This window comes from Xenorhabdus hominickii, from assembly GCF_002632725.1.
Classification (GTDB): Bacteria; Pseudomonadota; Gammaproteobacteria; order Enterobacterales; family Enterobacteriaceae; genus Xenorhabdus; species Xenorhabdus hominickii.
This window is the reverse complement of the sequence record NZ_NJAI01000009.1, coordinates 33,152-56,801: the sequence shown is the minus strand read 5'-3', so window position 1 is coordinate 56,801 and position 23,650 is coordinate 33,152. Positions and strand designations below refer to the sequence as shown.

Sequence of the window (23,650 nt, the reverse complement as noted above, 5' to 3'; positions counted from 1 at the left end):
TTATGTTTGGATTGGAATGCAGAACTTTAGAAGGTCATATTGACGAACTCACTAAATCTATAGGATATGTTGTATATAGTGATCAAGTGGATTTTAAAACAACATCCATCAAAATTGATCCCCGTTTTTTACAAGGAGGCGGCAAGCTCGTACCTTTCGTGTCTCAATCTACTTTTGTACCTGTACGAGGAATGAAGAACTACCTTTCTGTTAGAAATTTAAGAATTGCTGGCGATACTCTTATTTGGGAATATGGTGGGCGTCATATTTTACAGGCTTCTTGGACTATTCCAGTAATTACTGTTTTTAAGGTGATAAATAAATGAATTTATCTTTTGAGGTAGATGGAAATGAGTTGGGTATATTAAGTTCAAAATGTTACGTTTTGGAAAAAGAATACGATCTTAGTGAATATGTGCAGGGTGAATATAAAAACTATTTAGGAAAAAATGTTATACATATTCCTGAATATCCACATCTTCTGTCAAATTACTTGATTTTTTCAAAGCACGTTAAATCTGCAAAAGTAGAGAATTATTTTCACTATGAGATTAAGGCTGGAGAAATAAAACTTATGCTTATTGGTGCAGAAACGAAAGCATATATTTACCGCCCAATCCAATCTGGAGACAGCAATGATACTTATGGATTAAACATGTATAACGAAAATGGTGAGTTGTTTTATTCATCATCTAAAACACCTTTGCGAATAAAAGACTTTGTTAAACTTGAATTTGGTCACCCGCTTGCTAATCCCAAGCCTATTATGGGCTATAAAGATTGTATGGTTTTAAGTATGAATTTTGGTCATCATTATCAATATCCTCTTAAGAGTATATCTTTTCCTGCAATAAATAGCGAAGGAGGGTTATTCGTTGGTTACTTTAATCAGAATTTTGGAGGCGCAGGCATCACTTTTATAAATAATGATCATGCGGTTGTTGCTTATGCCCCTGATTCTATGCCAAGGTGGAAATGAATTGGATAAGCTGAAAACGTTTTTATACACTTCATTGTCTATTATCGCTGTTCTCTTCGCCGCCTATCACATGGGCGGCAGAGCGGCGAGAAAGTCTGTTGAAATAAAACGACGGCAGGAAGAAAATCAACGCCTGCAAACCACATTGGATGTGAAGAAAGAGGTTGAACATGAAGTTCAGCAAAAAGAAATCGGGGTTGCTGCTGCTGAACTTCGCAATGACTGGATGCGTAAATAATACCACTGGTTCGACAGCACCTACCTTTTGTGACACGGCCTCGCCTATCTATATTGGTAAAGAAGATAGCCTAACAGACCCTACGGCAAGAAATATTCTCACCCATAACCTTATCGGATATAGACTTTGTAAGTGGAAGAAATCTTCTAAAGGTTAAATGCTTTTTTAAGGTCTTGTAGCGATATCATCATTGTCATTGGGCGCAAAGGAGACTGGACAAATCCTACGCTAAAATAGAACTGCTTTGCGGGTTCAGAAATAGCGTGTGCAACAAGCGCTTTTGCACCAATGATTTCAGCAACCTGACAACAGCGAAAAGCGGCATCTCTAATTAACCATCTTCCAAAACTACGCCCCTGATAGTCGTAATGAACCGCAAGCCTTCCAAGTAACACTATAGGGATTTGGGCTGGCATGTTTCGAGAAATCCGGCTTGCGGCTTCGTTTCTCATCATTGAACCACTAGACAGACAATAATACGCAATGATCTCATTTCTTTCGTTTGTCATAACAAATGTTTTTGAAGCGTTATTGGCAGAGTTTTTCAATGCTTTTTCTTGAAGCCAAGCATCAAGCATTTTCTCTCCTGAACAGAAATACATGGTCTTATGTGTATTATTCAAAGGTTCAAGATCATTAATCATAATTTCCTCGCTAAAATGGTTTTAGCATATTTGTTGTTTTAGCAAGATTTGTGTTCACAGCAGCAGGGGCATCAAGAGCCTTCATAAACAGATCATAAGCATCGGGAGAAACAACCAAGAAAGATTGCTCTAACAAAGTGTTTTGTGCATCCGAACGCATAGTATCTAGTACATATTCGCTTAATGTTTTTCCCTTAGCCTCAGCCGCCTTTGAAATCAATTCACGGTCTGATTCATTGATCCGCAAATTCAAATTCTTTGCTTTTCGGTTACTTGTTTGAATTTCAGTCATATTCATATCACTACCTTTCGAGTACTAGTGTTAAGTTTTAATTAAGATAATAATTATCAATATTCAATGTAAACAATGCATTATCTGTTGGTGTGTCAGGGTAGTATAGTACACATGAATAATGTAATCACATTCGCGTCACATTGCAAATTGGCTTTATTTTTGTGATATTTTTATAGATAAGAAAACAATATATTTTTCACAATGAGTTTATTTATAGGTTTTCTTCACTTTTTTAAATAAGCCATGTATCTTATGTAAAATAACAATGTCGGCTGACAAACAAATAAGGCGGATGCAATGAACCGAGGTACTAAAATAATACTCGTAGGTGGCAGTAAAGGTGGTCCCGGTAAAAGCACGTTAGCTCAACAGGTTGCAGGGTATTTACTGCTGGTTGAAGGCAAAAAAGTTCACCTACTCGATATCGATGCTCAAAAAACTACCTATCAGTGGTGTCAGGACAGAGTAAGTTTGCCAACAGATAAGCCGGCAAAAGAACTTTCTTTCCACTACCGCTCAAATGAAGTCATTAAGTACCTAGACGGCATTAAAGAAAATTACGACTTCATTGTTATTGACGCAGGTGGTTTTGACTCAGAGGTTCAGCGTGAGGCTATGTTAAAAGCAACACACTTGCTTCTACCTATCCGACCAAAACGCCGTGACGTGCGTTCGTTGGCTGCGCTTGACCGCATCATTGAGAAAGCGCAAATCCTCAATGAAGACCTGAAAGTTTGTGTAGTGATGAACCAGTGCCCGTCATTACCTAACCAATTCCCTCGTATTCAATTTGCAAAAGATGTATGCGAAACATTTGCCATGACCGCTCTCGACACCAACATTTATGCCCGAAATGTTTATGATGATGCTGAAGAAGCAGGTAGAACTATTTTTGAGTTAACCGGTGCGGAAAGAGATAAAAAAGCCGAATCGGAAATTAAGCAGTTGGTAAAAGAATTTGTGTATGGAGAAAAGGTAAATGGCTAGAGATCCAATGGTAGGATTGCGTAAACAAGACAGAGAAGAAGCGGTTCAGGAGTTTTTAAGCAATTCTTCACTAAAAGAGGTTACTGTAAAGCAAAGAGGTCGCCGCAAGAACAGCGACGAGATAATCAAAAGCCGTACCGTCTCAATGGAAGATGAATATCACGAATTAGTTGACCTTCTGCGGATAGCGCCAAGACGCGCTAATCTAAGCCGTTCAGACGTGTTTAGGGCTGCTTTAGTCACTTTGGCATCGTTACCTTTTAGCGATATTAAAGCTGCATTAGAATTGAGCTTGGAGACGAAACCGGAACAGATTAAAGATTTGATTAAAGAGCTGGATAAGAAAATCCCATAAGTAAACTTAAAAGCCGCACCAGCGGCTTTTAAGTTTATAACGGAGATTTACTGATAACAACAAGACGGTGTGTGTGGATGTCACTGTCACTTCCCCAACAAAATTCTTCCCATGTTTTATAGAATTCATCAAGGTCGCCAATGGCGGTCAAAGGCCTGTCTATTTCTGAACCGTCAGATGCGTATACAGAAAATCCTACGTTCAACGCCCAAGAAATCATTGATTCCCAAAAACGTTTGCCGTCGCCAGTTTGTTGTTCGTCGGTCACTACAATGCTGTATTCATCCAGCAAATGTTTAAAGAACAATCTTGGGAAACCTGAAACCGCATGTTGATGTTGTGCTGAAATTGTACGCCACACCTTTATTTGAGTGCAGGTTGATTTGCCTATAACAATGTCGCTGCGAAAATTAAGTTCAACAAGATAAACCGTTTCTGCGTTTTCTTCGATTGTGATCATGCGAAACTGATTTTTCTTTAGAGATTTCACTAAGCGATAACCGTGAGGTATGGCGTATTCCGGCAAGTCATACGGCTTTACACCATTGGACAAGAACGCCTCAGTGTGTTCGGCATTTTTGCCAGGCATACGAAGTTTTCTATTAAAGTCTGCATCGTCAATGATTAAAGGCATACTCTGTTCTTTCCTTACACTTTTTACACTTTCCATAATTGCCCTCCACTGTTGGACAATCTATAAGTTTATTATACACCATTTTTGTGCATAAAAAACAGCCACCTTATTTATACCAACTCAACAACTTTAAATGCCGTGCTCCCATAATATATATATAAGACTTTAATTAGAGAAAAACCACAAAAAAGGCTATTATCAAGATCCTTAATTTGTTTTGTTTGTTTTATTTAAAATCTATTAATATCTTATGGGAGCACGGCATTCGTCTTGCTCTTTTTTTTCTTTCAAAAGTAGTTTCCTCACCTTTCTTAAATTTCAAAAAACCACACTGCGGATTTGATTTCTTTCTTTCTCACTGATATAACGTATTTGATTACTTACATATAATAAGGTTGTTAGTTTTTATGTGCCTAATAATGGAAGATTTCTTATCAGAAGAAGATCCGCAAATGTTTATGTTTTCATGGGCGGCACAAGATAAAGATCAATGGATTGTCGAGCATGTCGGGTTATCACGGACTAAATGTGAAGTCGATTTGTTTCAAACTAAGTGGTTCGACTATCGCCACTTGCACCCGATGGATGCAACGATCCTGTTTTCCGAAGCGTATAAGCGTGAGTACAGCCGAATAATGGGCAGTCACGGTCGAGAAGATTTCCGCAAGGCCCCGTTTAAGACAGGTTTAAAACGCTGCCCTTTTATTCAACTCTCAAAAGCTAACATCACCTCGCTTTGGAAAGCCCGTCAAAAGGCGGATGAACTGGGCGTGGAATATGGCTATTTCGTCATGACCATGTTGTCGATAGCGGCAAAGCGTGAATGGGGCGAATTACCTCGACCGCAGCATCTATGGCAAGACGATTTGCTTGAAATCTTTATTGATAAGAATGAGAAGCGCAAGAGAACACGCTTGTATGGCTCTGAGTTGGATTATTTTAAGAAAGATAGCTACGTGGGTGATGAAATTCAAGAAGCTCACAGGGCGTTTGTTATGGCGCAAATAAACAATGCTCGACCTGACAAACGTCACTTCCTGATTTTCTCGGCGGTATTCTCGCTGGAATATTTAGATCAACAAATTTTCATTGAACAGCACCCTGTCGAATACAAAAAAGCCTGCATGTTTTTGTAGTTACCCGTTTTTATGGTATCAGAATTAATCACGGAATTAAGTAAAAGGAAAAAGAAAATGAGTGATAAATATTCAATAACAAAATCTCGGCTCTCGTGGCTGAAAAGCAATAGCGTTGCGCTTGAAATTATGACAAAGAACGGCCATTTAATCTCAGGCTTAGTGAAGAAGTTTGATGATGAATCGGTGTTGGTTGATGTAAAAGGCGAAGATAATCGTAATGACTTCCAGACAGTATTTTACGGCTCTATTGAAAGTTTCCGTAATAGTGCCTCTAACGCAGTGTGGTGATTAAATGTCGGCGACAGAAATGGAGTTAGAACACACCAGCGTACCCTTGTCGGAAAAGTTCGACGAGGGTTTTCAAACTAACTTAGCGGCGTATTATTGCCGTGACTATCGCTTTGTAACTCAGGCTCACGATTTAGTTGACCCTAGCCAGTTCGATAATCAAGCTATGGGAATTCTGGTTAAGACAGCCGGTAACTATTTTAAGATGTATTGCTCACCTCCGTCTATTGAGACGTTGGTAATGTTGATTAAAACCGATATCACCAAAAAAGCGATCCGCAGTGATTATGCCAAAGATATCATCGAGGCTATTAAAGCGATAAACGCTGTTAAACTGACTGACTCGCAATTCATGGTTGATCAGGTAACGGTGTTTGCTCAATCCGTTGCGTTTGATAACGCTATGATGAAAGCTGCCGAGTTTAAAGACAAAGGTGACTTTGACAAAGCCATGCAGATCATGGACAAGGTGAAGCACTTAGGGGCAAAAGGATCATCGGAAATTTACGACTACTTTGATGAGGCATCAAAGAGATTTGAGACTCGTGAGAAGAAAGCGTCGGGTGAAGCTCCGCCACAAGGGATCACTACGGGCAACCGAGCACTTGATGCGCTTCTTTATCATCGGGGCTGGGGTCGAAAAGAAATGACTCTGTTCATGGGATTTGCAAAATCAGGCAAATCTACGGGGATGGGGGAGTTCTCTATTAACGCAGCATTGGCTGGTTTCAACGTTCTTTATATTTCTTTAGAAGTACACAAAGAAATCGTTGCCGACCGTTTTGATGCCCGTTTATCTGAAACCGAAATGGAGTCATTGATTGACAGCCGTGAAAAAGTCACGAAAAAGTTGAAAGAAATCGGTGCTGGAGAGAAAGTCGGCAAGATGTTTCTCGTTCAGCGTCCATCAGGTTCAGTCAGCCCTAATGATGTAATTCGCATCGTTGAGAGTGTTATCGCAACGGGGATCGTGCTCGATATGTTGGTCGTGGACTATGCGGACTTGATGAAGTCTAACTATCGTAGTGGTGATCCTCGTGAAGATGTGAAGTCTATTTACACCGACCTACGTGCCGTTTTCGATACTTACAATGTTGCTGGAATGACAGCATCACAGACAAATCGTGAGGGTGGTTCGTCAGAGGTTGCGACCATGATGCACGCCGCAGATAACGTTGAGAAAGTCCGTATTGCCGACTTGATTATCACCATCAATAAGACGGAAGAAGAAAAAGCCAAAGGCGAAGCCAGACTGTATATCGCTGGTTCACGTAACCAGAAAGGTGAGGTCAGTATTCGCATCGAACAGAACCTAGATCAGATGCGCTTTATTAAGAGAATCATCGATATTACATAATCGCAATATGTGACTCCCGATCATAAAAAAGTATTTTTATAAAACACACATACTTAAACAGCAGAAACAAATTAAGGTAACAACATGCTTAACCAAAGAAACATAAAACCAATTTTTATGTACTACGAACCCGAATTGGCTGCCCTTATTCAGAAGAATTTAGAAGAAAAAACTGAATCAGTTATGAACCGTTATAAACACGCTGTACCAGGTGAATCAATCGAGTTTCGTAACTTAGGCAAAAACAACGAGTGGAAACAGGCTATTTTTGTTTGTCACACAATAAGCGGTTTTGTTTTGGAATATGAGGGCGTAGAAGCGTTATTTTACAGCAAAACAACCGAACTTCGTCCGTGTCTTTCAACTGAATCACATAAGATTCAGTATTTGGAAAAAGAGCTATACGTTATATCCCAAAATCTGTTTAGTCATCTGCGTTCAAATAATTTCAATGAGCATACAGAACAGATGTTTTTCTCAATGATGAAACAGACATTTGAACAAACCTACTCAGGTGGAAAACGCCCATAACACCTTTTAAAACAAGTCACTAAATGACGGGAAAACGATTCGGCATTTAGTGGCTTTGTTATTATGAGAAAAAGCAAAAGCAAGAGTAGGTTATGAGCAAGAACAGAGAATTAAGGGAAAAATTAGAGTCGTTAGATTTTGAGCAATTTTTGCAAATTGAAGGCGTTACTTTTCGCAGAACAACCGGCAAAAGTGGTCGTGAATTGAATATCCGTGAGTGCCCGACTTGTGGAAACCACGACTGGAAAGTCTACTTCAACCCAAAGACGAACGTAGGCGTTTGCTTTGCTGGTAGCCACCCTCCAGACGAACAATTCAATACGTATCGTTTCCTGAAAGAATATTCAGGGTTGTCAGGTAGAAGCCTTAGCGATTACATCGATTCTCAGTTACTTGAGCAAGGCTGGCAACCAAATAAAAAAGAAGTACACATTGAAAGTAAGGTGGAGCTAAAGCAAGAAGTTCAGTTGCCTATGCACTACATGCTGCCATTGCCTGATGGGAGATTGCCGACTTATCTCGAACAACGAAACATATCGGCGGAGTTAGTGAAGTATTTCGACTTACGCTTTATCGTCAACGCCTCCCATGTTTACCGTGAATACAGCGGAAGAATTGCCACACAAGATTTTTCCATGCGAGTCCTGATCCCCATTTACGATCTGATAGGTGAACTCAGTACGTTTCAGGGTCGTGATGTAACAGGCGAAGCAGATAAGAAATATCTATTTCCGTCAACGCTGCCAGCATCAGGGCGTTTTCTCTATAACGGACATAACGCAATAGGGAAAAGCACGGTTATTCTGCTTGAGGGCGTATTTGACGTATTCGCAACTAAACGAGCCATTTTCAAAGAGGAATCATTGCGGGATCTGGTTGAGCCAGTAGGCACGTTTGGTATGCACTTATCAGGAAATATTAGCGAGAACGGACAAGACCAGTTAGGGAGCTTTCTCACCTTGAAAGCCGCTGGCTTGAAAAGCGTTATATTTCTATGGGACTCAGAGAAACAAGCAATTAAGAACACCGTCAAAGCAGCCAAGAAACTGCAATCCATCGGACTTAACGTAAAAATAGCCGCTTTTGAGCGTGAGGGACAAGATGCTGGCGAATCAACCGATGAGGAAATAATAAACGCCTTTTATCGTTCGAAGCCTTTTAGCCCTAAATTATCTATTGAATTGATGGTACGAGGTCATAAAGCCATCTCATGTATAAAGTAGTTATTTAAATACATACATTATTTATGTAAGATCACGAAAAACTAAAGAGGTAAAAAGTAAATGGATAAGTCAGTCTTTTTAAAAAAGGTAGAGTCTCTGGACGGCTTTATTTCAATCAAACAGGATCAACAACAAGAGGTTATTAGCGTTGGCTCGTCGGAGATGGAAAAAGAGTTTGAAAGGCTTACAAACGAAACATTCTTGTATGAAGCAGGAAAGCCTTGTCTCAGAGTTATTCACGTTCACCTCAATGATGGCGACGCAGAGTATGATTTGATTTATTTCCATGACCTAGTTTTAGGTAAATCTAAATCCCCGATCACCTATATGATTGGCTTTAACGACCGTGCTCTGTCAGCGACCGTCTCAGACGCCGAACACAAAACACCTGCGCAAATGTTCGACCAGTTCATCAAAGCCTATCAGGGACAATCTGACGAAGAATTTATTGATATGCCTTTGACTGAGTTAGCCAAAGCGTTGCAGTCAGAAACAATAGATGCCGATAAGTATGTTTCAGCCTTTTACACCGTTGTATCTGTTCCTATGCCTGAATACTCAAAAATGAAAGGTGATTCAACAACTGTTTTGCAAGCCATCAAAGATATTCAGGGACAAACGTTAATTCCGGCACTCGGTAGCGCTCTTGATATTGTGATCCACGCTAATGCTTTTTGTGACAACGTAATTAATCGCTCTGCAAGACTTACCTCTAACGCAACGGCGGAAATAGGCATGATGGGCGAACAAGCCGTTTCATACGGTTTAAAAGCCGCTTCTGCACAAATTGCCGATATTCAGATGCGTGGCTCAAAACTGGCTGGTATGGCTGGTATGTTCTAACACCGTTTAAAAACACTATCACCCCTATTTGATTACGATAATATGCATTCACTTTATCAAGTAAGTGCATATCTATCAAAAGGCTTTTAAATGTATAAATTAAAAGTAAAAGAAAGTGTAACAGACCTGCCAAACGGAACGATTTCATCAAAAACAGCTCATAACGGCTTCCGTGTCCGTTGTGATACCACAGGCAACACGCAAACTTATTTTCTTTGTCAAAACATTGTACTGGCGTTGAAAAAAGGGAATATCAAGCCGAGTCAGTTCTCTGAATGCCAGTGTGCTATGAAATCACTTTCATGTCCGGCACTTCACATGATGCTCAGCGAAACAAAAGAAGGCCGAGTGATGTATTACAAGCATTGCGACTCAACGATAGAAAAATACCCTGCTAAACCACAAGCAAAATCTAATATCAGCCGTCCGTCTTGGTACAAGCCTGAAATGAAGATTGCTGCAATCGAATTTGTTGAACCCGAACAGCCGAGCAAATTACAAGATGTTCAAACTATCGCTTCATTACCAGAACCAGCTAAGAAGCCAACTCCTACTGAAAAATCCACTCCGCTCATGCCGGAAAATATCTATGAATCTGCCATGTTGGAAGCCTACAAACAAGAGGAACAGGCAAATACACAGCTATAAAAAAGAAAAGCCGGTTTATAGCCGCCTACCTGAGCTTAATAAAGTCGAAGAAACGATTGACTGCTCGCTATGTAAAGATTCTGACGTTTCAAATCGTTTTTTTGATAAACAGGAGTTTGTTGGGGAGAGCAAAAAACCTAATCCTCAGATAGAAATCAATAATCCGGCTCCTTGCTCTAACTCAGCCTCTTAACAATAAAAACAAGTAATTTAAATAAATAACAAATTGAACAAATTAAGGTAATCATGAATATACTATCTGCTCTTAAAGCAAAATTAGATGTGATGAGCACATTAGGCACGAACCGAAAAAAAGAAATGCTGGCTGGCTTTAGCTCTTTAGACAGGAACTATATACACTACATTCTTAATCCGTTCATGATGTACGGCGTTAAAAAATACGGCACGCCTACGCCAGCCTTTGAAACTAGAGTGTCCGACTGCGAGATCGTTTCTTTGTTAGATCAGCTCAGAAACCGACTCGTTACAGGGTCACAAGCAATACAGGCAGTAGAAGATATTTTGGCTAAAATGACCGTAGATGAGCAAGAAATGTTTCGCCGAATTTTGCTCAAAACAACAAAAGCCGGCATTGGTATTTCAATGTTTAACTCAGTGCATAGCGGCAACAAAATCCCTAAATTTGAAGTCCAGCTTGCGACAAATTATCGTGCTAAAGGCGACTTGAAGCTGGAAATGAAAAATAAACATGCTAAGTTCCCGATGATTGCACAAAAGAAACTAGATGGTATGCGTATCATTTGCAAAGTGGACGGTGACGATGTTGAATTTTTGTCACGCACCGGCAATCCTGTAACTTCGCTCGAACACTTAAAAGAACAGATGATTGCCTTACGAAAAGCGTCAGGCTATGAAACGATTTATTTCGATGGTGAGGGCGTTGTTGGTTCGTTCAATGGCACAGTCTCAGCACTGCGTAAAAAGAACGTGGAGGCTGTCGGGGCAGAGTTTTGGGTATTTGATTGGTTCTTATCAGAATGGCAAGCGAAAAGTGAACAGAAAGACTATGCGACCACAGGGACAAAACAAAGTGATCGTATTATGAAACTGATTGTGTGGTTTAACGGAAATAAAGCCCTTGTTGATGTGAATCTGCTTCCATTCACCATCGTTCACAACCATGAAGAATATGTGGCGTTGTTTAAGGCACGACTGGACGCAAACGAAGAAGGTGAAATGGCGAAAGACCCTAATGCCCCTTATTACTTCAAGCGTACCCGCAATTGGTGGAAACTAAAAGACGAGAACGAAGCGGACGGTGAAATTATCGGGTATAAACCCGGAGATCCTGACGGTGCATTTAAAAACACACTAGGTTCGGTAACTGTTCGTCTTGAAAGTGGCGTGATTGTCGATGCGTTAGGCATTAAACATCAATATCTTGATGAGATCTGGAATAATCAGGAAAAATACATGGAGCGTATTGTTAAGGTTAACTTCCATGAATTTACACCAGATGGCAGTTTACGTCATCCTCGCCTTAAATGGCCGTCATGCCTGCGTGATAGTGACGACCGTATTGGTGATAAGGAATAAAGAATTGTGAACATTCATTTTAGCCATCGAGCGTATGTTTAAATATTAGTTAGGCCGTTAACAATATAGACTTATATTTATATAAGTCTATATTGACAAATATAAGCATTAATACTTATAATTAAGTCATTCTTAAAACGGAAATGCTCTTTAAAAATAGGGGAAATTGATGGTCAAAGTGGTTTGGTCTAAAGCAGCAACCAAGCAGCTGATCAGGATCGACACGAGATACCAGAAAGCGATAAAAAACAAAGTCAGTTTGCTTACTGGTTTCCCACTTGTAGATTTGGATATCAAAAAATTAGCGGAAACAGAAGCCAGATATAGGTTAAGAGTAGGTGACTACCGAATCCTTTTTGAGCTTTCTGGCAAAGAACCGAAAATTTTAGAAGTACAGGAAGTTAAGCGAAGACAAACAAATACATATTGACTGACATGGCGGGGAATACCCGCCAGCTTTTTCCTTTATAAATGTAAGGGTCAACACACTATTGGAGATAATATGGCTGGTATCCAGTTTATTACAGATGAGAACGGCAACAAGCAGGCTGTAGTGCTTCCTATTGAGGAGTATGAACGCTTGCTTGCAGCGGTGGATCGTGATGAAGATTATGTCAGCATTCCTTACACCAAAGGCTCTAATGACGATGAAACTATTCCTCATGAAGTAATCAGCATCATGGTTGATGAAGAAATTACCCTTCATGCTGCATGGCGTATGTATCGAGGTATATCACAGACAGAAGTAGCTGAAAAACTGGGAATAACACAAGCCGCGATCTCTCAGTTTGAAAAATCAGAACGTCCACGACAAGCAACATTGGAAAAATTATCAACACTTTATAATTGCAGACCAACACAACTAACATTAGATTAAGATAAATCAATTCAGATTAATCGAGGCCGCTTAATGCGGCCTCATTTACAAATTTTGAAATCTGCATTTATTTGATGCTTACTGTTAACGTTTGGCCTGATTTTAGCTTTGCGATAAATGGTTGAGACGGATCATCAGAAACATGACATGAATTACGATCTCGCCATTGAAAAACCTGAGATACTCCGTCTATTGTTACAGTTAAATCTCGTCTTATAGTGTGCGGTTTAAAAATAAGCACCCCAACCTCTCTCCAATCATCTCTGTAAAGATAAAGCTGAGTCAATCTCATTGATTCAAAAATTATCTTTCCTGATGGGCTACCGCCAAATTCCCAAAAAGCACCAAGATTCGATTCTCTGTTACTCTCTAATGAAACCCCATTGACATAAACATCATATACGTCGTAATTATATTCATCTTCCCATTCAGAACTGCCGAATGTTAATTTAAACCCTTGTGATTTCCCAATAAAATCAGACATTTTAAAAGTTGGTTTTAAACCTAATTTAGCGCCAGCTTCAAGCATTGACCGAAGACCCGTTTCTTTAACGACCTCGCTGCCAACATTTCCTCCGTTTATAGCCATTTTATCCTCCGTGATACAAGACTATATTGAAAGCGTGTTCATACGCCCATGAAATGAGATATTACTACAATCATTATTTAAAAACGTATATTCCTAACTCTTACTCTATTTTTTCCTTCGAACATATCAACAATTTCGGCACTGTTCATACCGTCAAAATTGGCAGGAACATTACCCTTTCCTTTGAGGAAACCTAATATTCGCTTAAGCTTTTCTTCTCTTTAACGGATGAACACAATATAAGTAATTTTTATTGCCAGCATGAAACATTAAACGAATGACTTTCATGCTGGGCTTTAAAAAATAATAAGCTCGACGCGAGCCGCACATTTGTTATTTGCAAAGAAGGCACAAAAGACGTTATCGGTTATTATTGTTTAAGCGCTGGTTCAATTAATCATATTGAATCTACACCATCACTTAAACGCGATATGCCAAATCCTATCCCTGTAGTGCTTCTTGGCCGTCTGGCCAGGGGAAGAAGCTCGGTGCATTGCTTCTTCAGGATGCTTGGAAGCGTGTCGCCAGCACGGCAGAACAGGTGGGCATTTCAGCTATAATCGTCCACTCACTTGATGAGAGCGCCCGAACATTCTATGCGCGTCTTGGCGAAGCCCAGTCACCGTTGGAGCCATACATGCTGATGCTTCCATTAGGCAAACAGACGTGACTGCTCTTCGCCCGCATTGGGTGAAGGTTTACGGCAATTCTTGCTAAGACAGCTTTATGTTAAAAAGCCAGTAAGTTACTGGTTTTTTCGTATTAGGGATTAGTCCAATCTTCTATTCTTAATCCATCAACTCTTTCAAACTCTCTTGTATTATTTGTTACTACAATAAGTCCTTTGCTTCTGGCATGAGCCGCTATGTGTAAGTCGTTATCACCAATACGTTTTTCCTTTTTTTCAAGAATAGCCCTTATATCACCGTAGTGAAATGCTGCTTGTTCGTCATAAGGTAAAACGGTCAAACGTGAGACAAAGTCATTAACAGTGGCTAGATTTTTAGTGGGATTCATGCTTTTTTCAGCGCCGAAAATTAACTCTGCGAGAGTTATTGCAGAAATAGCTAGTTGATTAGTGTGTTGATTAAATTTGGGTAATAGATATTCTAGTTTACGTTTAATCGTAAATATTACGATATTTGTATCTAATAAATATTTAATCATCGAAGGATTCTCTTTCGCTTGTTATCTGATCAGCTCTGTTTGGCAAAAAATCATCTGTTACAGATTGATCTGATAAGAAAAAGCTATCCCATGCGTTTTGGACGGGGGAAATTATACGTTCCTTTCCGCTAACCCGAACAATAACCTCTTTAACATTATCAGGGAAACGAGTACCTGCCGGTAAGCGAACATTTTGAGTTCGATTACTCATAAAGACTTTACCTTGCTGGATCATAGTGTTTATCCTTTTAAATTCCTGCTATGTAGCATAAGTATATGGCATTTTTAAAGATACACACAAGACCCATTATTATGGTGGTTCTGTCGTATTAACGGAACATCAGATAAACTTGCCGATTTTTGAGCGACTCCAGAACGATGCTCCAGATCCTAAAAGCCTTCAAATGCCTTCATTAATTCCGCCGATATCATTGCCCAGTGTGTTCGCCGGTATCTGGCTTATGCCCTGAGTTTGCGTAACTTACGGCTTAACGAGGATGAGATGTCATTATACTGATTCGCTTATTGAATCTGATAAACCAATCAGTTAAAGTAGCCCCGCCATTGGCAAAATCCAATGGTCAAGGCGTCGCGGCCTTGTTAAGAGCTATCCACTGGTAGGAAGTTTCTACCAGTGTGTCTGCTATCGCCCTTTCAATGGCGATTCAGGCAGGGAAGGCTAATGCCTTGCCGGAAGATAGCTCCCGGTCCGCGAACCCTGTCTTGAATCGCCACCATCAATATTAATTAGTGGAAGGGTAGCAGGAATGATCAATACCAAAAAAGACTGGCATCAAGCCGATATTATCGCAGCATTACGTAAGCGCGGTACAACCTTAGCGGCAATCTCCCGTGAAGCAGGACTCAGCTCATCAACATTAGCAAATGCTCTGACACGCCCTTGGCCTAAAGGCGAATGGATTATAGCTAACTACCTCAAATTACATCCCTCAGAAATCTGGCCTAGTCGATACACCGACATAAATGGTCAACTTATTGAACGTAAGCCTCGCAACAATTATCAGAAATAGTTATCAATTTGTTACCCTATCTCAGTAATTGTAGAGGTAAGATGTGTGTAGTAACCCTATCCCACTAAAACAAGCTGTGTACCGTGCAGGTTTGGCAACGTCTCTATTCAAATTCATTTTCGAAAAAGCGAGAAATGAGTGCTCAATAGATTTAAATAACCTGATTGCACTGGTGAGTGATATCAATCAGGACGTTCACCATGCACTGTTGAAGCATTCATCAAAACCATTGGCACTAAAATTACTGAGTTACATAAAACATACGCGACCTATCTCATTAGATCAGGCAATGCATCAGGCGGGCTTAGGAACCTCTTTATTTGAAGTTATTCTCGACAAAACCAGCAACACTTGTTCACCCGAACTACATGATCTGATTTCGGTAGCATGTGATATCAATCAAGAAATTTATCATTCACTTGTAGCTGAGGTTTATAAAAATGCTCCCGAAAATGATCTTACTTAGGAGTCATAAATTTACACCAACTCTCTCAAAACTCACTAGATAAAATCATTTTTATAGTTATATTCAATTGGTTAATCAACCATCCCTAGAATAGATGCAAAATATAAACTCGTATATTTCCCTTCTGTGACTGAGATCTCTGTGAAACACCAACCACAGCATCGATAAAAACAGCATACAAAATAGATAAAAAATTTTTGACTTTATTAGTTATGAAATTTATAGTATCACAGTACTGTATATAAAAACAGTATCTATAAGTTCATTATATACACAGCCATAACATTTTAAACGGATTTTTAATCAAAACTCATTGAGAAAAGGAGATTCATTATGAGTGGCGGAGATGGAATAGGTCATAACAGCAGTTCGAGTGGCGGCATCAATGGCGGCCCAACTGGTTTCGGCGGCGATGGTAGAAATAATGGTAATGCTGCTTATTCAGATCATTCGGGATGGAGCTCAGAAAATAACGGATGGAGTAATGGTAACTGGGGTGGTAGTTCCGGTCCAGATGGCAGCAATAGCGGTAATAGCGGTGGTAGTGGTAGATGGGGTGGTAAACAAGCGGCCAATTCATCAAGATACGCTGTAGCTGATCTCCGATTAGTCAAGCCCGGCTATCCAGTGGCGGCTTTTTCCATTGGAGGGACTATAAACGCAACAGTTTGTACTAAAGTGCCTGATAACCCTTTCAATAATTGGGGCGATTATATAGACAATGTTAAACCCTATGCCGCACATCTAGCTCGTGCAACAAGAAATACTCCAGTAGGGAAAGTTGCATCATTGCTGATGAGTCTGGAAGATGGACGAAAGGAATATGCTGCAAAATTACAGCAGCAAATGCTCGACGAGGCTAGAAAAGAAGCAGCAAAGGTTAATGTCAGTGATCTGTTTCACGTGACTACACTTCCGGTAGCAGAAATCCTTGCTGCGTCCATTTCAATGGAACGCATTCGTGAACTAGGTAAAGTGCTTACAAAGGTGGTTACTCAGCCTGTTGTTGATACAAAAAACCAACAACGACAAATAGCGATTACAAGGCAGCCTACCGAAGTTCGTGTAGTCAAAGCCGAAAAAACAAGTAAGCCTAATGTTTATTCTGCTCAGGTTATTGCTGGGATGAAGCCTATGCAGATTACTGTTGATAACTCAAGTTCTTTATCCCAACTAAATAAAACTCAAGTGAATACAGCCCCTGAGGTGGGAATATTTTCACCGACAGCGGCGGATGATACCCATCACGCCATTCTCGATTTTGATGGTAAGCATGACCCTATTTATATTTCTGTTTCCAAAGTACCTACAGAAGCAGAAGAGAAGGCACAATTAGAAGCGACGAAAAAAAGAGAACAGGAATGGTTGGCAGAGAACCCTCTATTAGCCGCAGGATTAGAATTGGATGAAGCTCAGAAAGAATTTGCAAGTATTGATAGTGTATATCAGGAAAAACAAAATCGTCTGAATCAGCTTTTGGATTCACCTGAGGGTCGAACATTAACTAACCCTGTAGAGAACCCGTTGGTATTTCAGCAAACCAAAGAACAATTTACATTTACGAAAACAGAGATAAAAATTAGTGATAAGGCATTAATTGATGTTTTATTAAAAGAAGGAATGAAACCTTATCTCAAAAAAAATTGGATGAAAATCAATAGTACTCCTGGAGCTGTTGCTACTTTAGGCGCAGGAATTGTTGGAGTATCGATGGGTTATGAGCAATTAGGAAAGAGATTAATCGAAGCTGATAAAAACATTAATAAAGCCAAACAAGAATTAGCTCCGGTAATGGAAGACCGCAATAAAGCAGAAAATAAGAAAAAAGAAAAAAAAGAAAAAGTCGAGAAAGAATCTAAAAAAGCGCGAGATAAACCCGGCATAGCAACAGGAGATGGTACAGATGTTGGTGAAAAATGGCTGGAAAATGTATCTAAACAATTAGGCTCACCTATTCCCAAAGAAATAGCAGATAAGCTAAGAGGGAAAAAATTTAGTTCATTTGATAAACTGAGGGAAGCCATATGGACCGAAGTGGGAATAACTCCTAAATTAGCACAAAACGTAAAAACAAAGGCCAATAAAAAGGCGATTGCAAAAGGAAGAGCACCATTTGCCCGTACAAAAGATCAGGTTGGTGGCAGAAAAAAACTCGAACTGCACCATGTTGACGAAATTCAGCACGGCGGTGAAGTCTATAATGTTGATAATCTGCGAGTTGTCACCCCAAAACACCACATTAAAATTCATTCGAAATAACAGAGATTGACTTATGAGCAAAAATAAACTTGAAGATTATACTGAAGCTGAATTTTTGGCCTTTGTAACAAAAATTTTTAACAGTGATCACGATACAGAACAACAAGATGTAGATGCTGTTACCGAGTTTGAACATCTTACTCAACACCCAGACGGGAGTGATGTGATTTTTTATCCAGAAGAGGGTGAAGATGACTCTCCAGAAGGTGTTCTGGCCCGCGTTAAAAAATGGCGTACAGAGAACCACTTGCCATTATTCAAGAAATAAAAACTCATCTGTTTTATCTATATAGTTATAACGTTGACACAGCCCCCTACTTGGGGGCTGACATGCTCATCTTTCAACCTCATCTCTGGGGAGTTAGTCTCAAAAAAGCCACTTTAGTGGCTTATATTTACTAATAATTCATCGGCGTAAATAACGGTGTTAATTTTGAAACATCAACCGTCTTTTCGGCTTTATCAAGGCTATAAGATTCTTGCAATTTCAACCACAACCGAGGGCTACTACCAAGAACCTTAGACAACTCCACCGGGATGGGGTGGGTTAAACATTTTCATTAGTGATAATCCTCATAGTTAACAATATATGCGTCACCATCAATAAACTCGAATGTCACACGCAAATTCCCTGACACAGTAACCGACCATTGACCTTCTCTATCTCCAGTTAACGGGTGTAATCTATATTCGGGCAAATTGATATCCCCCTCATAAAACGTTATCCCCTACCCCCCCTAGCTCAAACTCTTTGACATACTCCACCACTTAGTCATCATTACGGCTCGATTACGCCTCAGCCCCTAGACCCAACAGTTGTGTCACCAGCCGCTATTCCGATGTCGAGAAATGTCTAATCAAACAGGCTATTTTCGTTCTACTCTCTGCCACCGGAAAACAAGTGTTTTGCGACAATCCATCCAACCACAAAAAAGAAGCACCCTTTCCTTTAATAAAAGCTAACTATCCATCAAAACTCCACCTAGTGACTCCAGACGTAGTTAGTCTGGAGTCATAATAAAACTTCGTCTATATTAGCTTCATGTAATTATTAAAAATAAGGTATGCCAATGAATAATAAAATAAGTACCGACCCTTATCGTAAACATGAGCATGTAGGAATTAATACAATTAACTATCTAAATGACATAGGTAATCAATTACTTACTGAATTGGAATATAAAGACAATAATGACTATTTAATAAAAGATATTATAAAGATTTGGATAAAGGTTTCCTTATCATTGACCAGACGAAGACCTGAAATAGCTGTATCATCGCTACTTGCTCACTTAATACCTATAATTGGAGAAATAAACATAAAAAAATGCAGTAAAACTCAATTGAACCGTGTATTCAATTACCTATTAGCCGAAGGTAAGATAAATGAGGCAAAACGAGTATTTGCTTTAACCAAACAATTCTTTTCTTGGTGCGAACATCAAGGCTATATAGAGCACAACCCGCTTGCCTCCATGACCCGAAAAGACGTAGGCGGCAAAGCTCCTGAGCCAAGAAGTCGTATTCTTTCTGATGCCGAAATATGGTGTTTCTGGCACGGTTTAGATATGTGGGATTTTAGCGAACAAATTAGGTGGGGGCTGCGGCTTTGCTTATTAAGCGCAAGGAGACCTGATGAGGTTTTCAGAGCCAGAAAAAATGAATTCAATCTTAAATGTAACATGTGGAGACAGGGTTCTCGCAACAAATCCCGCCGTGACCACACAATGCCTATAAGCCCATTAATGCGGATTTGTATCGACAACTTGTTTTCCGCTTCATCTGACAGCGAGTGGCTTTGTCCATCCCGAATATCACTAAACAACCCTGTATCTAAGGGTGCTCCAGCACAGGCGGTTAGAAGAATGATCCGCAGTTACGATGAGTTCGGGCTAGATGAGTTTATGCCCCGTGACTTACGCAGAACAGCCAGAACGAAGCTGGCAGCGTTAGGGGTTCAGAATGACGTATCGCGTAAGATAATGAATCATGCACTTGAGGGTATAGACAGAGTGTACGACAGGCACGATTATTTCGACCAGATGTGTGACGCTTTGAAAGCGTATTCATATGAGATAGAAAGAATTATTTCAACTGAGTCGTACAGAGAGTTAAAACATGACTTTCAGATAGGGGGATTGTCCATCCCCCCTACATCTAAAATATACTGCTGTTAGTCTAATAAACTCGCTCGGATAGAATCAGAAACCAACTTTGCTTTGATTTTGGCAACATCGGGATCGATTGCGTTACCCTTTAAGGCACGGAATGCCTCTAAAACGACCTTTTCGTCTTCTGACAATGTTTGAGCATGTCTTTCGTAGATTGCAAAAATATCAGGGTATCTGCTTTGCATAACGATACGAAAAAGAAGGCCCTCATCTATATTTAGCGCTTTTGAAAATGCTGGAATTTTTTCAGGTGGGAATAACATTTTCCCGCTTTTCAGCATCGAAATATTATTATGGGCGGTGTAGCCAACTTCTTCTGCAATAGCAGCTTGTGACTTACCACTTGCCAAAATAGCAGCGGAGAGAAAATCGCCGATTATATTGTTGCTCATATTCATGCCTTATATAATTAATACCTTATCAATAATTTCGTTTTCTTTACAATATACACGCATACAAACTAATAAGTAAATACATATCTATTAAACAACCAGTAATGATACTATGTTTTAGTAAAATAGATAAGCAAATTTGACTTATGTTAAAGATCATAAATGTAAATAAAATTCATTGCCAAATGTGCGGCCGTATTATTATAATTACCAAACACAATTTAAAAACATTAAAATAAGTCACTAACTACATACAAGGCAGTAAAAATATGGCATCATCGGTTGAGTGTTTTGGTAAAGTAGATATGGGCAAGTCGGTGCTGTTAACTGATAATGAGTTCGGTAATGTGATGTCGGAAGTTTTTGAGAGCATTGAAGTGGTCTATTCCAGCAACTCTCTTGTTATTCATTCTATCGTAAAAGGAAAGGCGGTTTACACATTGTCAGATACAGGCTCGGAAAAAGTTTTAAGCCGCATTGTGTAAGCCAAACGCCTTTAAATAAAAAAGCGTACAGATTGACTACCTGTACGCTTTTTTTATTATCTTTTCAGCAGACCCACACAAGAAAAGGCAAATGAAGTGAGCTTATCAAAGAAACTATCCATCAGACCAGAAGTCCTCTCTTTCCGTGAATCTTTGCAGACAGTTGTCAATCTGCTAACCTCCCAGAAAATACGAGTTGTAGACTTTGGGAACAGTGCTTATTGCGCTTATGATAAGAAAACCAACGAGTTGAACTATATCAATATCCCATCAATACCAGACAATGCGTCTGATAAATTGCTATTTGCGATCCGTGGATTTATCGACCACGAAGTTGCTCACGTCCTGTTTACTAATGCGGAAATAAATAAACTATTAGGCGATACAAAATCTCATCGTCTTTGGAACGTTATAGAAGACACCTTTATCGAAAGAAAAATGTCCGCTATGTTTCAAGGCAGTCGCCAGAACTTAATCAAAGTTCAGCGTCACATTGTCGAAAGCGTTTTCGAGCCTAAAATCAAAAATTATATTCGTGAGTACGGCAAAAATACACGAGCACTTTTCTTAGATATCTTTCTAATGCCGGTTTCTCGTGCATTTTGCGGTCACACAACATTTGTCGATTTTATGGAACCCTATTGGGATATGTTCGAGAACGAACTTTCCGTACTAGACTCCATTAATTACAAAATACGAATAAATCGGATCACGAAATCCGAGGGCGCAGCCAAACTAGCCGCTGATTTGCTTCGTGCTTTCCGTCTCCATGATGAAAATAAAAAGGATAGAATACCTGATCCGTCAAAAACCGAAGAAGAAAAATCACTCGGCGACTCTGACAAATCAGCCGACAAACCAGAACCATCCGAAGAAAAAGTAGAAGTATCTAAAGATGATGAAAAGGCGTTTGATCAATATTCTGACAAAAAAAATAATACGTACTCACATACAGAAAAAAAAGAAAAAAATAAGGTCAAAGACAAACCAGAAGAAGAAAAAAAGAGCGAAAAGTCCCCTGAATTCTCAACACCTGATGAGCCTAAAATTGGTGATACTTCAAATGGTTTGAATTCGGCATCATGTGACAATGACTCATTGTCACATGATGATCGGGAGTCATACGGGACAAAAGAGATTGAAGCCCCCCCTAAAGAATTTGGTGGCAGAACTGGTGACTCTATTTACGATCACCAAGATACCTTTAAAGACGATGATATCAGTGAAGAAGATGCCTATGACTCAGACAGCCGTGATTCAGACAAAAGCAAAGAGCCAAAACCAGAAGTTCCCGACAGCGAGGAATTGTCAAAAGATGATTTAGACGAACTTAATTCAGAAGATGCGCCGGAGTCCAAAAGCATTGAAGATGCCGCCAACGAAATGATCTCAGATGAAATGAAGACCATTGCGACAGACGCATACACTCCTTTTTCTCGTGCTAATGATTTTATGGGATTGTTAGAAAACACACACGCCTTTCTCAAAAGCGAAACAAAAATACCTGACGTTGTGTGGATAGACAAATACACCGAACACTACCGCTTTGACGAAAAGGTGGGGCTTAATGCGTTCAGACGGTGTATAGAACCTCAGTTGACCAACAAATCTCACACACTGTCAAAAGACCTTGAGAGAGCTATTGCCAGCCGCAATCGTGTTCAGAAAATCGGTGGATTGCGCAGAGGTAAAATTAACCCACCGAGTCTTTGGAAAATAGCTTTACCTAACATTAATGACGACCGTGTTTTTGCTCGAAAAGAAGAAAATAGGGCCGTCAATGCTGCCGTTCAAATCGTTATCGACCTTTCTGGCTCAATGGGCGGTAAGCGAATCATGCTGGCGACCGCAGCCGCTTATGCGTTATCTGATGCACTGGATAAAATCAAAGTGCCTAACATTATTACCGGCTTTACCACGATTGGGCGACTAAAAGGCTTAATGAGAGCAAATCGTCACGAACCGCTGTTTTTGCCAACGCTTAAAAACTGGAACGAAAAGGCTAATTCAAGCGTGACTAGAGCACGACTAGGCATGTGCATTGACGATATTCCTTTACGAAACAACGTTGACGGAGAGAGTATTTTAGCTCTGTCACGTCACCATGCGGGACGAACAGAGGATAAGCAAATTATGTTAGTCCTCTCAGATGGCGCACCAGCGGCAGAGGGAGCTGGCTTCGAATCTCACTTAGTGGAAGTCGCCGACTTTATTTTAAACAAAGCGAAAATCGACATATTGGCGGTGGGGATTCAAACCAGCGCACCATCAAGTTACTACAAATATCACACAAAGGTTGATTCTGTAGATGATTTACCCAAGACCGTAATTACAGCTATCCGCAATGTATTATTAGGGAATGGGATAGCGTTTTAATTTTAATGCAAGTACCTACGTATAAGAGAATTACCGTGCTCCCATAGTATATATATAGATCTCTTATAAAAACTCACAATAAATGATAGGTACTTACTTACTGATTTAATTTTTTTATG

The 23,650-nt window shown here is 39.8% G+C and carries 29 protein-coding genes and 2 pseudogenes; 23 read left to right on the top strand and 8 right to left on the bottom strand.

Translation table 11 applies throughout. The annotated features are described in order from the left end of the window. The first annotated feature begins 2 nt into the window (after positions 1 to 2). The 3 genes from Xhom_RS22160 to Xhom_RS22150 are packed head-to-tail and all read left to right on the top strand — an operon-like array spanning position 3 to position 1,217. Positions 3 to 326: a hypothetical protein gene (locus Xhom_RS22160; protein WP_099139899.1), complete on the top strand. Its 324-nt coding sequence runs from the start codon at positions 3 to 5 to the stop codon at positions 324 to 326. Next, on the top strand, positions 323 to 979 hold the full coding sequence (locus Xhom_RS22155; protein WP_099139898.1) for a hypothetical protein: 657 nt from the start codon (positions 323 to 325) through the stop codon (positions 977 to 979). Before Xhom_RS22160 ends, Xhom_RS22155 begins: the two co-directional genes overlap by 4 nt. Position 980: 1 nt before the next feature. Next, on the top strand, positions 981 to 1,217 hold the full coding sequence (locus Xhom_RS22150) for a hypothetical protein (protein WP_244590805.1): 237 nt from the start codon (positions 981 to 983) through the stop codon (positions 1,215 to 1,217). A 146-nt stretch (positions 1,218 to 1,363) separates the two neighbouring features. Here Xhom_RS22150 and Xhom_RS22145 read toward each other — a convergent pair whose 3' ends face one another. Together Xhom_RS22145 and Xhom_RS22140 are read right to left on the bottom strand one after the other, a co-directional pair. Further along, complete coding sequence (locus Xhom_RS22145; protein ID WP_099139896.1) at positions 1,364 to 1,861, bottom strand: GNAT family N-acetyltransferase; 498 nt, start codon at positions 1,859 to 1,861, stop codon at positions 1,364 to 1,366. Positions 1,862 to 1,871: 10 nt separating this feature from the next. Further along, the gene (locus Xhom_RS22140) at positions 1,872 to 2,159 is read right to left on the bottom strand and encodes a type II toxin-antitoxin system TacA family antitoxin (protein ID WP_099139895.1); all 288 of its coding nucleotides are present in this window, start codon (positions 2,157 to 2,159) and stop codon (positions 1,872 to 1,874) included. Positions 2,160 to 2,453: 294 nt separating this feature from the next. Between Xhom_RS22140 and Xhom_RS22135 the strand changes: the two genes are divergently transcribed. Together Xhom_RS22135 and Xhom_RS22130 are read left to right on the top strand one after the other, a co-directional pair. Next, positions 2,454 to 3,143, top strand: a complete 690-nt coding sequence (locus Xhom_RS22135; protein ID WP_099139894.1) for an AAA family ATPase — start codon at positions 2,454 to 2,456, stop codon at positions 3,141 to 3,143. Continuing rightward, positions 3,136 to 3,498, top strand: a complete 363-nt coding sequence (locus tag Xhom_RS22130; RefSeq protein WP_099139893.1) for a hypothetical protein — start codon at positions 3,136 to 3,138, stop codon at positions 3,496 to 3,498. The genes Xhom_RS22135 and Xhom_RS22130 overlap by 8 nt, the downstream gene beginning before the upstream one ends. Before the next feature lie 34 nt (positions 3,499 to 3,532). Here Xhom_RS22130 and Xhom_RS22125 read toward each other — a convergent pair whose 3' ends face one another. After that, positions 3,533 to 4,168, bottom strand: a complete 636-nt coding sequence (locus Xhom_RS22125) for a hypothetical protein (protein ID WP_099139892.1) — start codon at positions 4,166 to 4,168, stop codon at positions 3,533 to 3,535. Positions 4,169 to 4,551: 383 nt separating this feature from the next. Here Xhom_RS22125 and Xhom_RS22120 point away from each other — a divergent pair, with 383 nt between their 5' ends. From Xhom_RS22120 to Xhom_RS22075, 10 genes are all read left to right on the top strand, one after another. Beyond that, the gene (locus Xhom_RS22120; protein ID WP_099139891.1) at positions 4,552 to 5,268 is read left to right on the top strand and encodes a hypothetical protein; all 717 of its coding nucleotides are present in this window, start codon (positions 4,552 to 4,554) and stop codon (positions 5,266 to 5,268) included. Positions 5,269 to 5,325: 57 nt separating this feature from the next. Continuing rightward, positions 5,326 to 5,559 carry an RNA chaperone Hfq gene (locus tag Xhom_RS22115; protein WP_099139890.1) on the top strand — a complete coding sequence of 78 codons (234 nt, stop codon included), beginning with the start codon at positions 5,326 to 5,328 and terminating at the stop codon, positions 5,557 to 5,559. 4 nt (positions 5,560 to 5,563) lie between these two features. After that, complete coding sequence (locus tag Xhom_RS22110) at positions 5,564 to 6,916, top strand: DnaB-like helicase C-terminal domain-containing protein (RefSeq protein WP_099139889.1); 1,353 nt, start codon at positions 5,564 to 5,566, stop codon at positions 6,914 to 6,916. 84 nt (positions 6,917 to 7,000) lie between these two features. Further along, a complete protein-coding gene (locus Xhom_RS22105) occupies positions 7,001 to 7,447 on the top strand; it encodes a hypothetical protein (RefSeq protein ID WP_099139888.1) in 447 nt (148 codons plus the stop codon). Between the two features lie 92 nt (positions 7,448 to 7,539). After that, positions 7,540 to 8,670 (top strand): DNA primase, encoded by a 1,131-nt coding sequence (locus tag Xhom_RS22100; protein ID WP_099139887.1) that lies wholly within the window; start codon positions 7,540 to 7,542, stop codon positions 8,668 to 8,670. A gap of 60 nt (positions 8,671 to 8,730) precedes the next feature. Beyond that, positions 8,731 to 9,513 (top strand): hypothetical protein, encoded by a 783-nt coding sequence (locus Xhom_RS22095; RefSeq protein WP_099139886.1) that lies wholly within the window; start codon positions 8,731 to 8,733, stop codon positions 9,511 to 9,513. 90 nt (positions 9,514 to 9,603) lie between these two features. After that, a complete protein-coding gene (locus Xhom_RS22090) occupies positions 9,604 to 10,161 on the top strand; it encodes a hypothetical protein (RefSeq protein WP_099139885.1) in 558 nt (185 codons plus the stop codon). A 246-nt stretch (positions 10,162 to 10,407) separates the two neighbouring features. Continuing rightward, the gene (locus tag Xhom_RS22085; RefSeq protein WP_099139884.1) at positions 10,408 to 11,718 is read left to right on the top strand and encodes an ATP-dependent DNA ligase; all 1,311 of its coding nucleotides are present in this window, start codon (positions 10,408 to 10,410) and stop codon (positions 11,716 to 11,718) included. Positions 11,719 to 11,887: 169 nt separating this feature from the next. After that, positions 11,888 to 12,148: a type II toxin-antitoxin system RelE family toxin gene (locus tag Xhom_RS22080; RefSeq protein ID WP_099139883.1), complete on the top strand. Its 261-nt coding sequence runs from the start codon at positions 11,888 to 11,890 to the stop codon at positions 12,146 to 12,148. A 72-nt stretch (positions 12,149 to 12,220) separates the two neighbouring features. Then, positions 12,221 to 12,595 (top strand): helix-turn-helix domain-containing protein, encoded by a 375-nt coding sequence (locus Xhom_RS22075; protein ID WP_099139882.1) that lies wholly within the window; start codon positions 12,221 to 12,223, stop codon positions 12,593 to 12,595. Positions 12,596 to 12,662: 67 nt separating this feature from the next. On the opposite strand, the gene Xhom_RS22070 is transcribed toward Xhom_RS22075, so the two are convergent. The 3 genes from Xhom_RS22070 to vapB form a co-directional block, all read right to left on the bottom strand. Beyond that, on the bottom strand, positions 12,663 to 13,184 hold the full coding sequence (locus tag Xhom_RS22070) for an invasion associated locus B family protein (protein WP_099139881.1): 522 nt from the start codon (positions 13,182 to 13,184) through the stop codon (positions 12,663 to 12,665). 762 nt (positions 13,185 to 13,946) lie between these two features. Further along, positions 13,947 to 14,351, bottom strand: coding sequence for a type II toxin-antitoxin system tRNA(fMet)-specific endonuclease VapC (gene vapC, locus Xhom_RS22060; RefSeq protein WP_099139880.1), 405 nt, complete (start codon positions 14,349 to 14,351; stop codon positions 13,947 to 13,949). Further along, positions 14,344 to 14,586 (bottom strand): type II toxin-antitoxin system VapB family antitoxin, encoded by a 243-nt coding sequence (vapB, locus tag Xhom_RS22055; RefSeq protein WP_099139879.1) that lies wholly within the window; start codon positions 14,584 to 14,586, stop codon positions 14,344 to 14,346. The genes vapC and vapB overlap by 8 nt, the downstream gene beginning before the upstream one ends. Before the next feature lie 143 nt (positions 14,587 to 14,729). Between vapB and Xhom_RS34665 the strand changes: the two are divergent. The 5 genes and pseudogenes from Xhom_RS34665 to Xhom_RS22030 form a co-directional block, all read left to right on the top strand. Then, positions 14,730 to 14,835: pseudogene (locus Xhom_RS34665) on the top strand (IS6 family transposase); the annotation flags it as partial. A 283-nt stretch (positions 14,836 to 15,118) separates the two neighbouring features. Beyond that, positions 15,119 to 15,382: a helix-turn-helix domain-containing protein gene (locus Xhom_RS22045; protein ID WP_099139878.1), complete on the top strand. Its 264-nt coding sequence runs from the start codon at positions 15,119 to 15,121 to the stop codon at positions 15,380 to 15,382. Positions 15,383 to 15,425: 43 nt separating this feature from the next. Further along, positions 15,426 to 15,848 carry a hypothetical protein gene (locus Xhom_RS22040; protein ID WP_099139877.1) on the top strand — a complete coding sequence of 141 codons (423 nt, stop codon included), beginning with the start codon at positions 15,426 to 15,428 and terminating at the stop codon, positions 15,846 to 15,848. A gap of 333 nt (positions 15,849 to 16,181) precedes the next feature. Further along, positions 16,182 to 18,107: a colicin-like bacteriocin tRNase domain-containing protein gene (locus Xhom_RS22035; RefSeq protein ID WP_099139876.1), complete on the top strand. Its 1,926-nt coding sequence runs from the start codon at positions 16,182 to 16,184 to the stop codon at positions 18,105 to 18,107. 13 nt (positions 18,108 to 18,120) lie between these two features. Next, positions 18,121 to 18,375: a bacteriocin immunity protein gene (locus Xhom_RS22030; protein ID WP_099139875.1), complete on the top strand. Its 255-nt coding sequence runs from the start codon at positions 18,121 to 18,123 to the stop codon at positions 18,373 to 18,375. 292 nt (positions 18,376 to 18,667) lie between these two features. Here the strand turns inward: Xhom_RS22030 and Xhom_RS22020 are convergent. Beyond that, positions 18,668 to 18,814 (bottom strand): annotated as a pseudogene (locus Xhom_RS22020) (type II toxin-antitoxin system RelE/ParE family toxin); the annotation flags it as partial. A 363-nt stretch (positions 18,815 to 19,177) separates the two neighbouring features. Between Xhom_RS22020 and Xhom_RS22015 the strand changes: the two are divergent. Further along, positions 19,178 to 20,284: a tyrosine-type recombinase/integrase gene (locus Xhom_RS22015; RefSeq protein WP_099139873.1), complete on the top strand. Its 1,107-nt coding sequence runs from the start codon at positions 19,178 to 19,180 to the stop codon at positions 20,282 to 20,284. Here the strand turns inward: Xhom_RS22015 and Xhom_RS22010 are convergent. Then, positions 20,281 to 20,670, bottom strand: coding sequence for a helix-turn-helix domain-containing protein (locus Xhom_RS22010; RefSeq protein WP_099139872.1), 390 nt, complete (start codon positions 20,668 to 20,670; stop codon positions 20,281 to 20,283). The genes Xhom_RS22015 and Xhom_RS22010 overlap by 4 nt on opposite strands. 269 nt (positions 20,671 to 20,939) lie before the next feature. Between Xhom_RS22010 and Xhom_RS22005 the strand changes: the two genes are divergently transcribed. Further along, positions 20,940 to 21,155, top strand: a complete 216-nt coding sequence (locus Xhom_RS22005) for a hypothetical protein (protein WP_099139871.1) — start codon at positions 20,940 to 20,942, stop codon at positions 21,153 to 21,155. Positions 21,156 to 21,251: 96 nt separating this feature from the next. Beyond that, positions 21,252 to 23,531, top strand: a complete 2,280-nt coding sequence (locus Xhom_RS22000) for a cobaltochelatase CobT-related protein (protein WP_099139870.1) — start codon at positions 21,252 to 21,254, stop codon at positions 23,529 to 23,531. Positions 23,532 to 23,650: the final 119 nt, after the last annotated feature.

Bases quoted from the DNA above. Each gene is read 5' to 3' on its own strand.
- Xhom_RS22015 (WP_099139873.1), top strand. From the start codon at position 19,178: ATGAATAATAAAATAAGTACCGACCCTTATCGTAAACATGAGCATGTA.
- Xhom_RS22080 (WP_099139883.1), top strand. From the start codon at position 11,888: ATGGTCAAAGTGGTTTGGTCTAAAGCAGCAACCAAGCAGCTGATCAGG.
- Xhom_RS22100 (WP_099139887.1), top strand. From the start codon at position 7,540: ATGAGCAAGAACAGAGAATTAAGGGAAAAATTAGAGTCGTTAGATTTT.
- Xhom_RS22005 (WP_099139871.1), top strand. From the start codon at position 20,940: ATGGCATCATCGGTTGAGTGTTTTGGTAAAGTAGATATGGGCAAGTCG.
- Xhom_RS22070 (WP_099139881.1), bottom strand. From the start codon at position 13,184: ATGGCTATAAACGGAGGAAATGTTGGCAGCGAGGTCGTTAAAGAAACG.
- Xhom_RS22130 (WP_099139893.1), top strand. From the start codon at position 3,136: ATGGCTAGAGATCCAATGGTAGGATTGCGTAAACAAGACAGAGAAGAA.
- vapC (WP_099139880.1), bottom strand. From the start codon at position 14,351: ATGATTAAATATTTATTAGATACAAATATCGTAATATTTACGATTAAA.
- Xhom_RS22145 (WP_099139896.1), bottom strand. From the start codon at position 1,861: ATGATTAATGATCTTGAACCTTTGAATAATACACATAAGACCATGTAT.
- Xhom_RS22030 (WP_099139875.1), top strand. From the start codon at position 18,121: ATGAGCAAAAATAAACTTGAAGATTATACTGAAGCTGAATTTTTGGCC.
- Xhom_RS22090 (WP_099139885.1), top strand. From the start codon at position 9,604: ATGTATAAATTAAAAGTAAAAGAAAGTGTAACAGACCTGCCAAACGGA.
- Xhom_RS22160 (WP_099139899.1), top strand. From the start codon at position 3: ATGTTTGGATTGGAATGCAGAACTTTAGAAGGTCATATTGACGAACTC.
- Xhom_RS22155 (WP_099139898.1), top strand. From the start codon at position 323: ATGAATTTATCTTTTGAGGTAGATGGAAATGAGTTGGGTATATTAAGT.
- Xhom_RS22010 (WP_099139872.1), bottom strand. From the start codon at position 20,670: ATGAGCAACAATATAATCGGCGATTTTCTCTCCGCTGCTATTTTGGCA.
- Xhom_RS22120 (WP_099139891.1), top strand. From the start codon at position 4,552: ATGGAAGATTTCTTATCAGAAGAAGATCCGCAAATGTTTATGTTTTCA.
- Xhom_RS22095 (WP_099139886.1), top strand. From the start codon at position 8,731: ATGGATAAGTCAGTCTTTTTAAAAAAGGTAGAGTCTCTGGACGGCTTT.
- Xhom_RS22085 (WP_099139884.1), top strand. From the start codon at position 10,408: ATGAATATACTATCTGCTCTTAAAGCAAAATTAGATGTGATGAGCACA.
- Xhom_RS22110 (WP_099139889.1), top strand. From the start codon at position 5,564: ATGTCGGCGACAGAAATGGAGTTAGAACACACCAGCGTACCCTTGTCG.
- Xhom_RS22075 (WP_099139882.1), top strand. From the start codon at position 12,221: ATGGCTGGTATCCAGTTTATTACAGATGAGAACGGCAACAAGCAGGCT.
- Xhom_RS22135 (WP_099139894.1), top strand. From the start codon at position 2,454: ATGAACCGAGGTACTAAAATAATACTCGTAGGTGGCAGTAAAGGTGGT.
- Xhom_RS22105 (WP_099139888.1), top strand. From the start codon at position 7,001: ATGCTTAACCAAAGAAACATAAAACCAATTTTTATGTACTACGAACCC.
- Xhom_RS22035 (WP_099139876.1), top strand. From the start codon at position 16,182: ATGAGTGGCGGAGATGGAATAGGTCATAACAGCAGTTCGAGTGGCGGC.
- Xhom_RS22045 (WP_099139878.1), top strand. From the start codon at position 15,119: ATGATCAATACCAAAAAAGACTGGCATCAAGCCGATATTATCGCAGCA.
- Xhom_RS22140 (WP_099139895.1), bottom strand. From the start codon at position 2,159: ATGAATATGACTGAAATTCAAACAAGTAACCGAAAAGCAAAGAATTTG.
- Xhom_RS22115 (WP_099139890.1), top strand. From the start codon at position 5,326: ATGAGTGATAAATATTCAATAACAAAATCTCGGCTCTCGTGGCTGAAA.
- Xhom_RS22125 (WP_099139892.1), bottom strand. From the start codon at position 4,168: ATGGAAAGTGTAAAAAGTGTAAGGAAAGAACAGAGTATGCCTTTAATC.
- vapB (WP_099139879.1), bottom strand. From the start codon at position 14,586: ATGATCCAGCAAGGTAAAGTCTTTATGAGTAATCGAACTCAAAATGTT.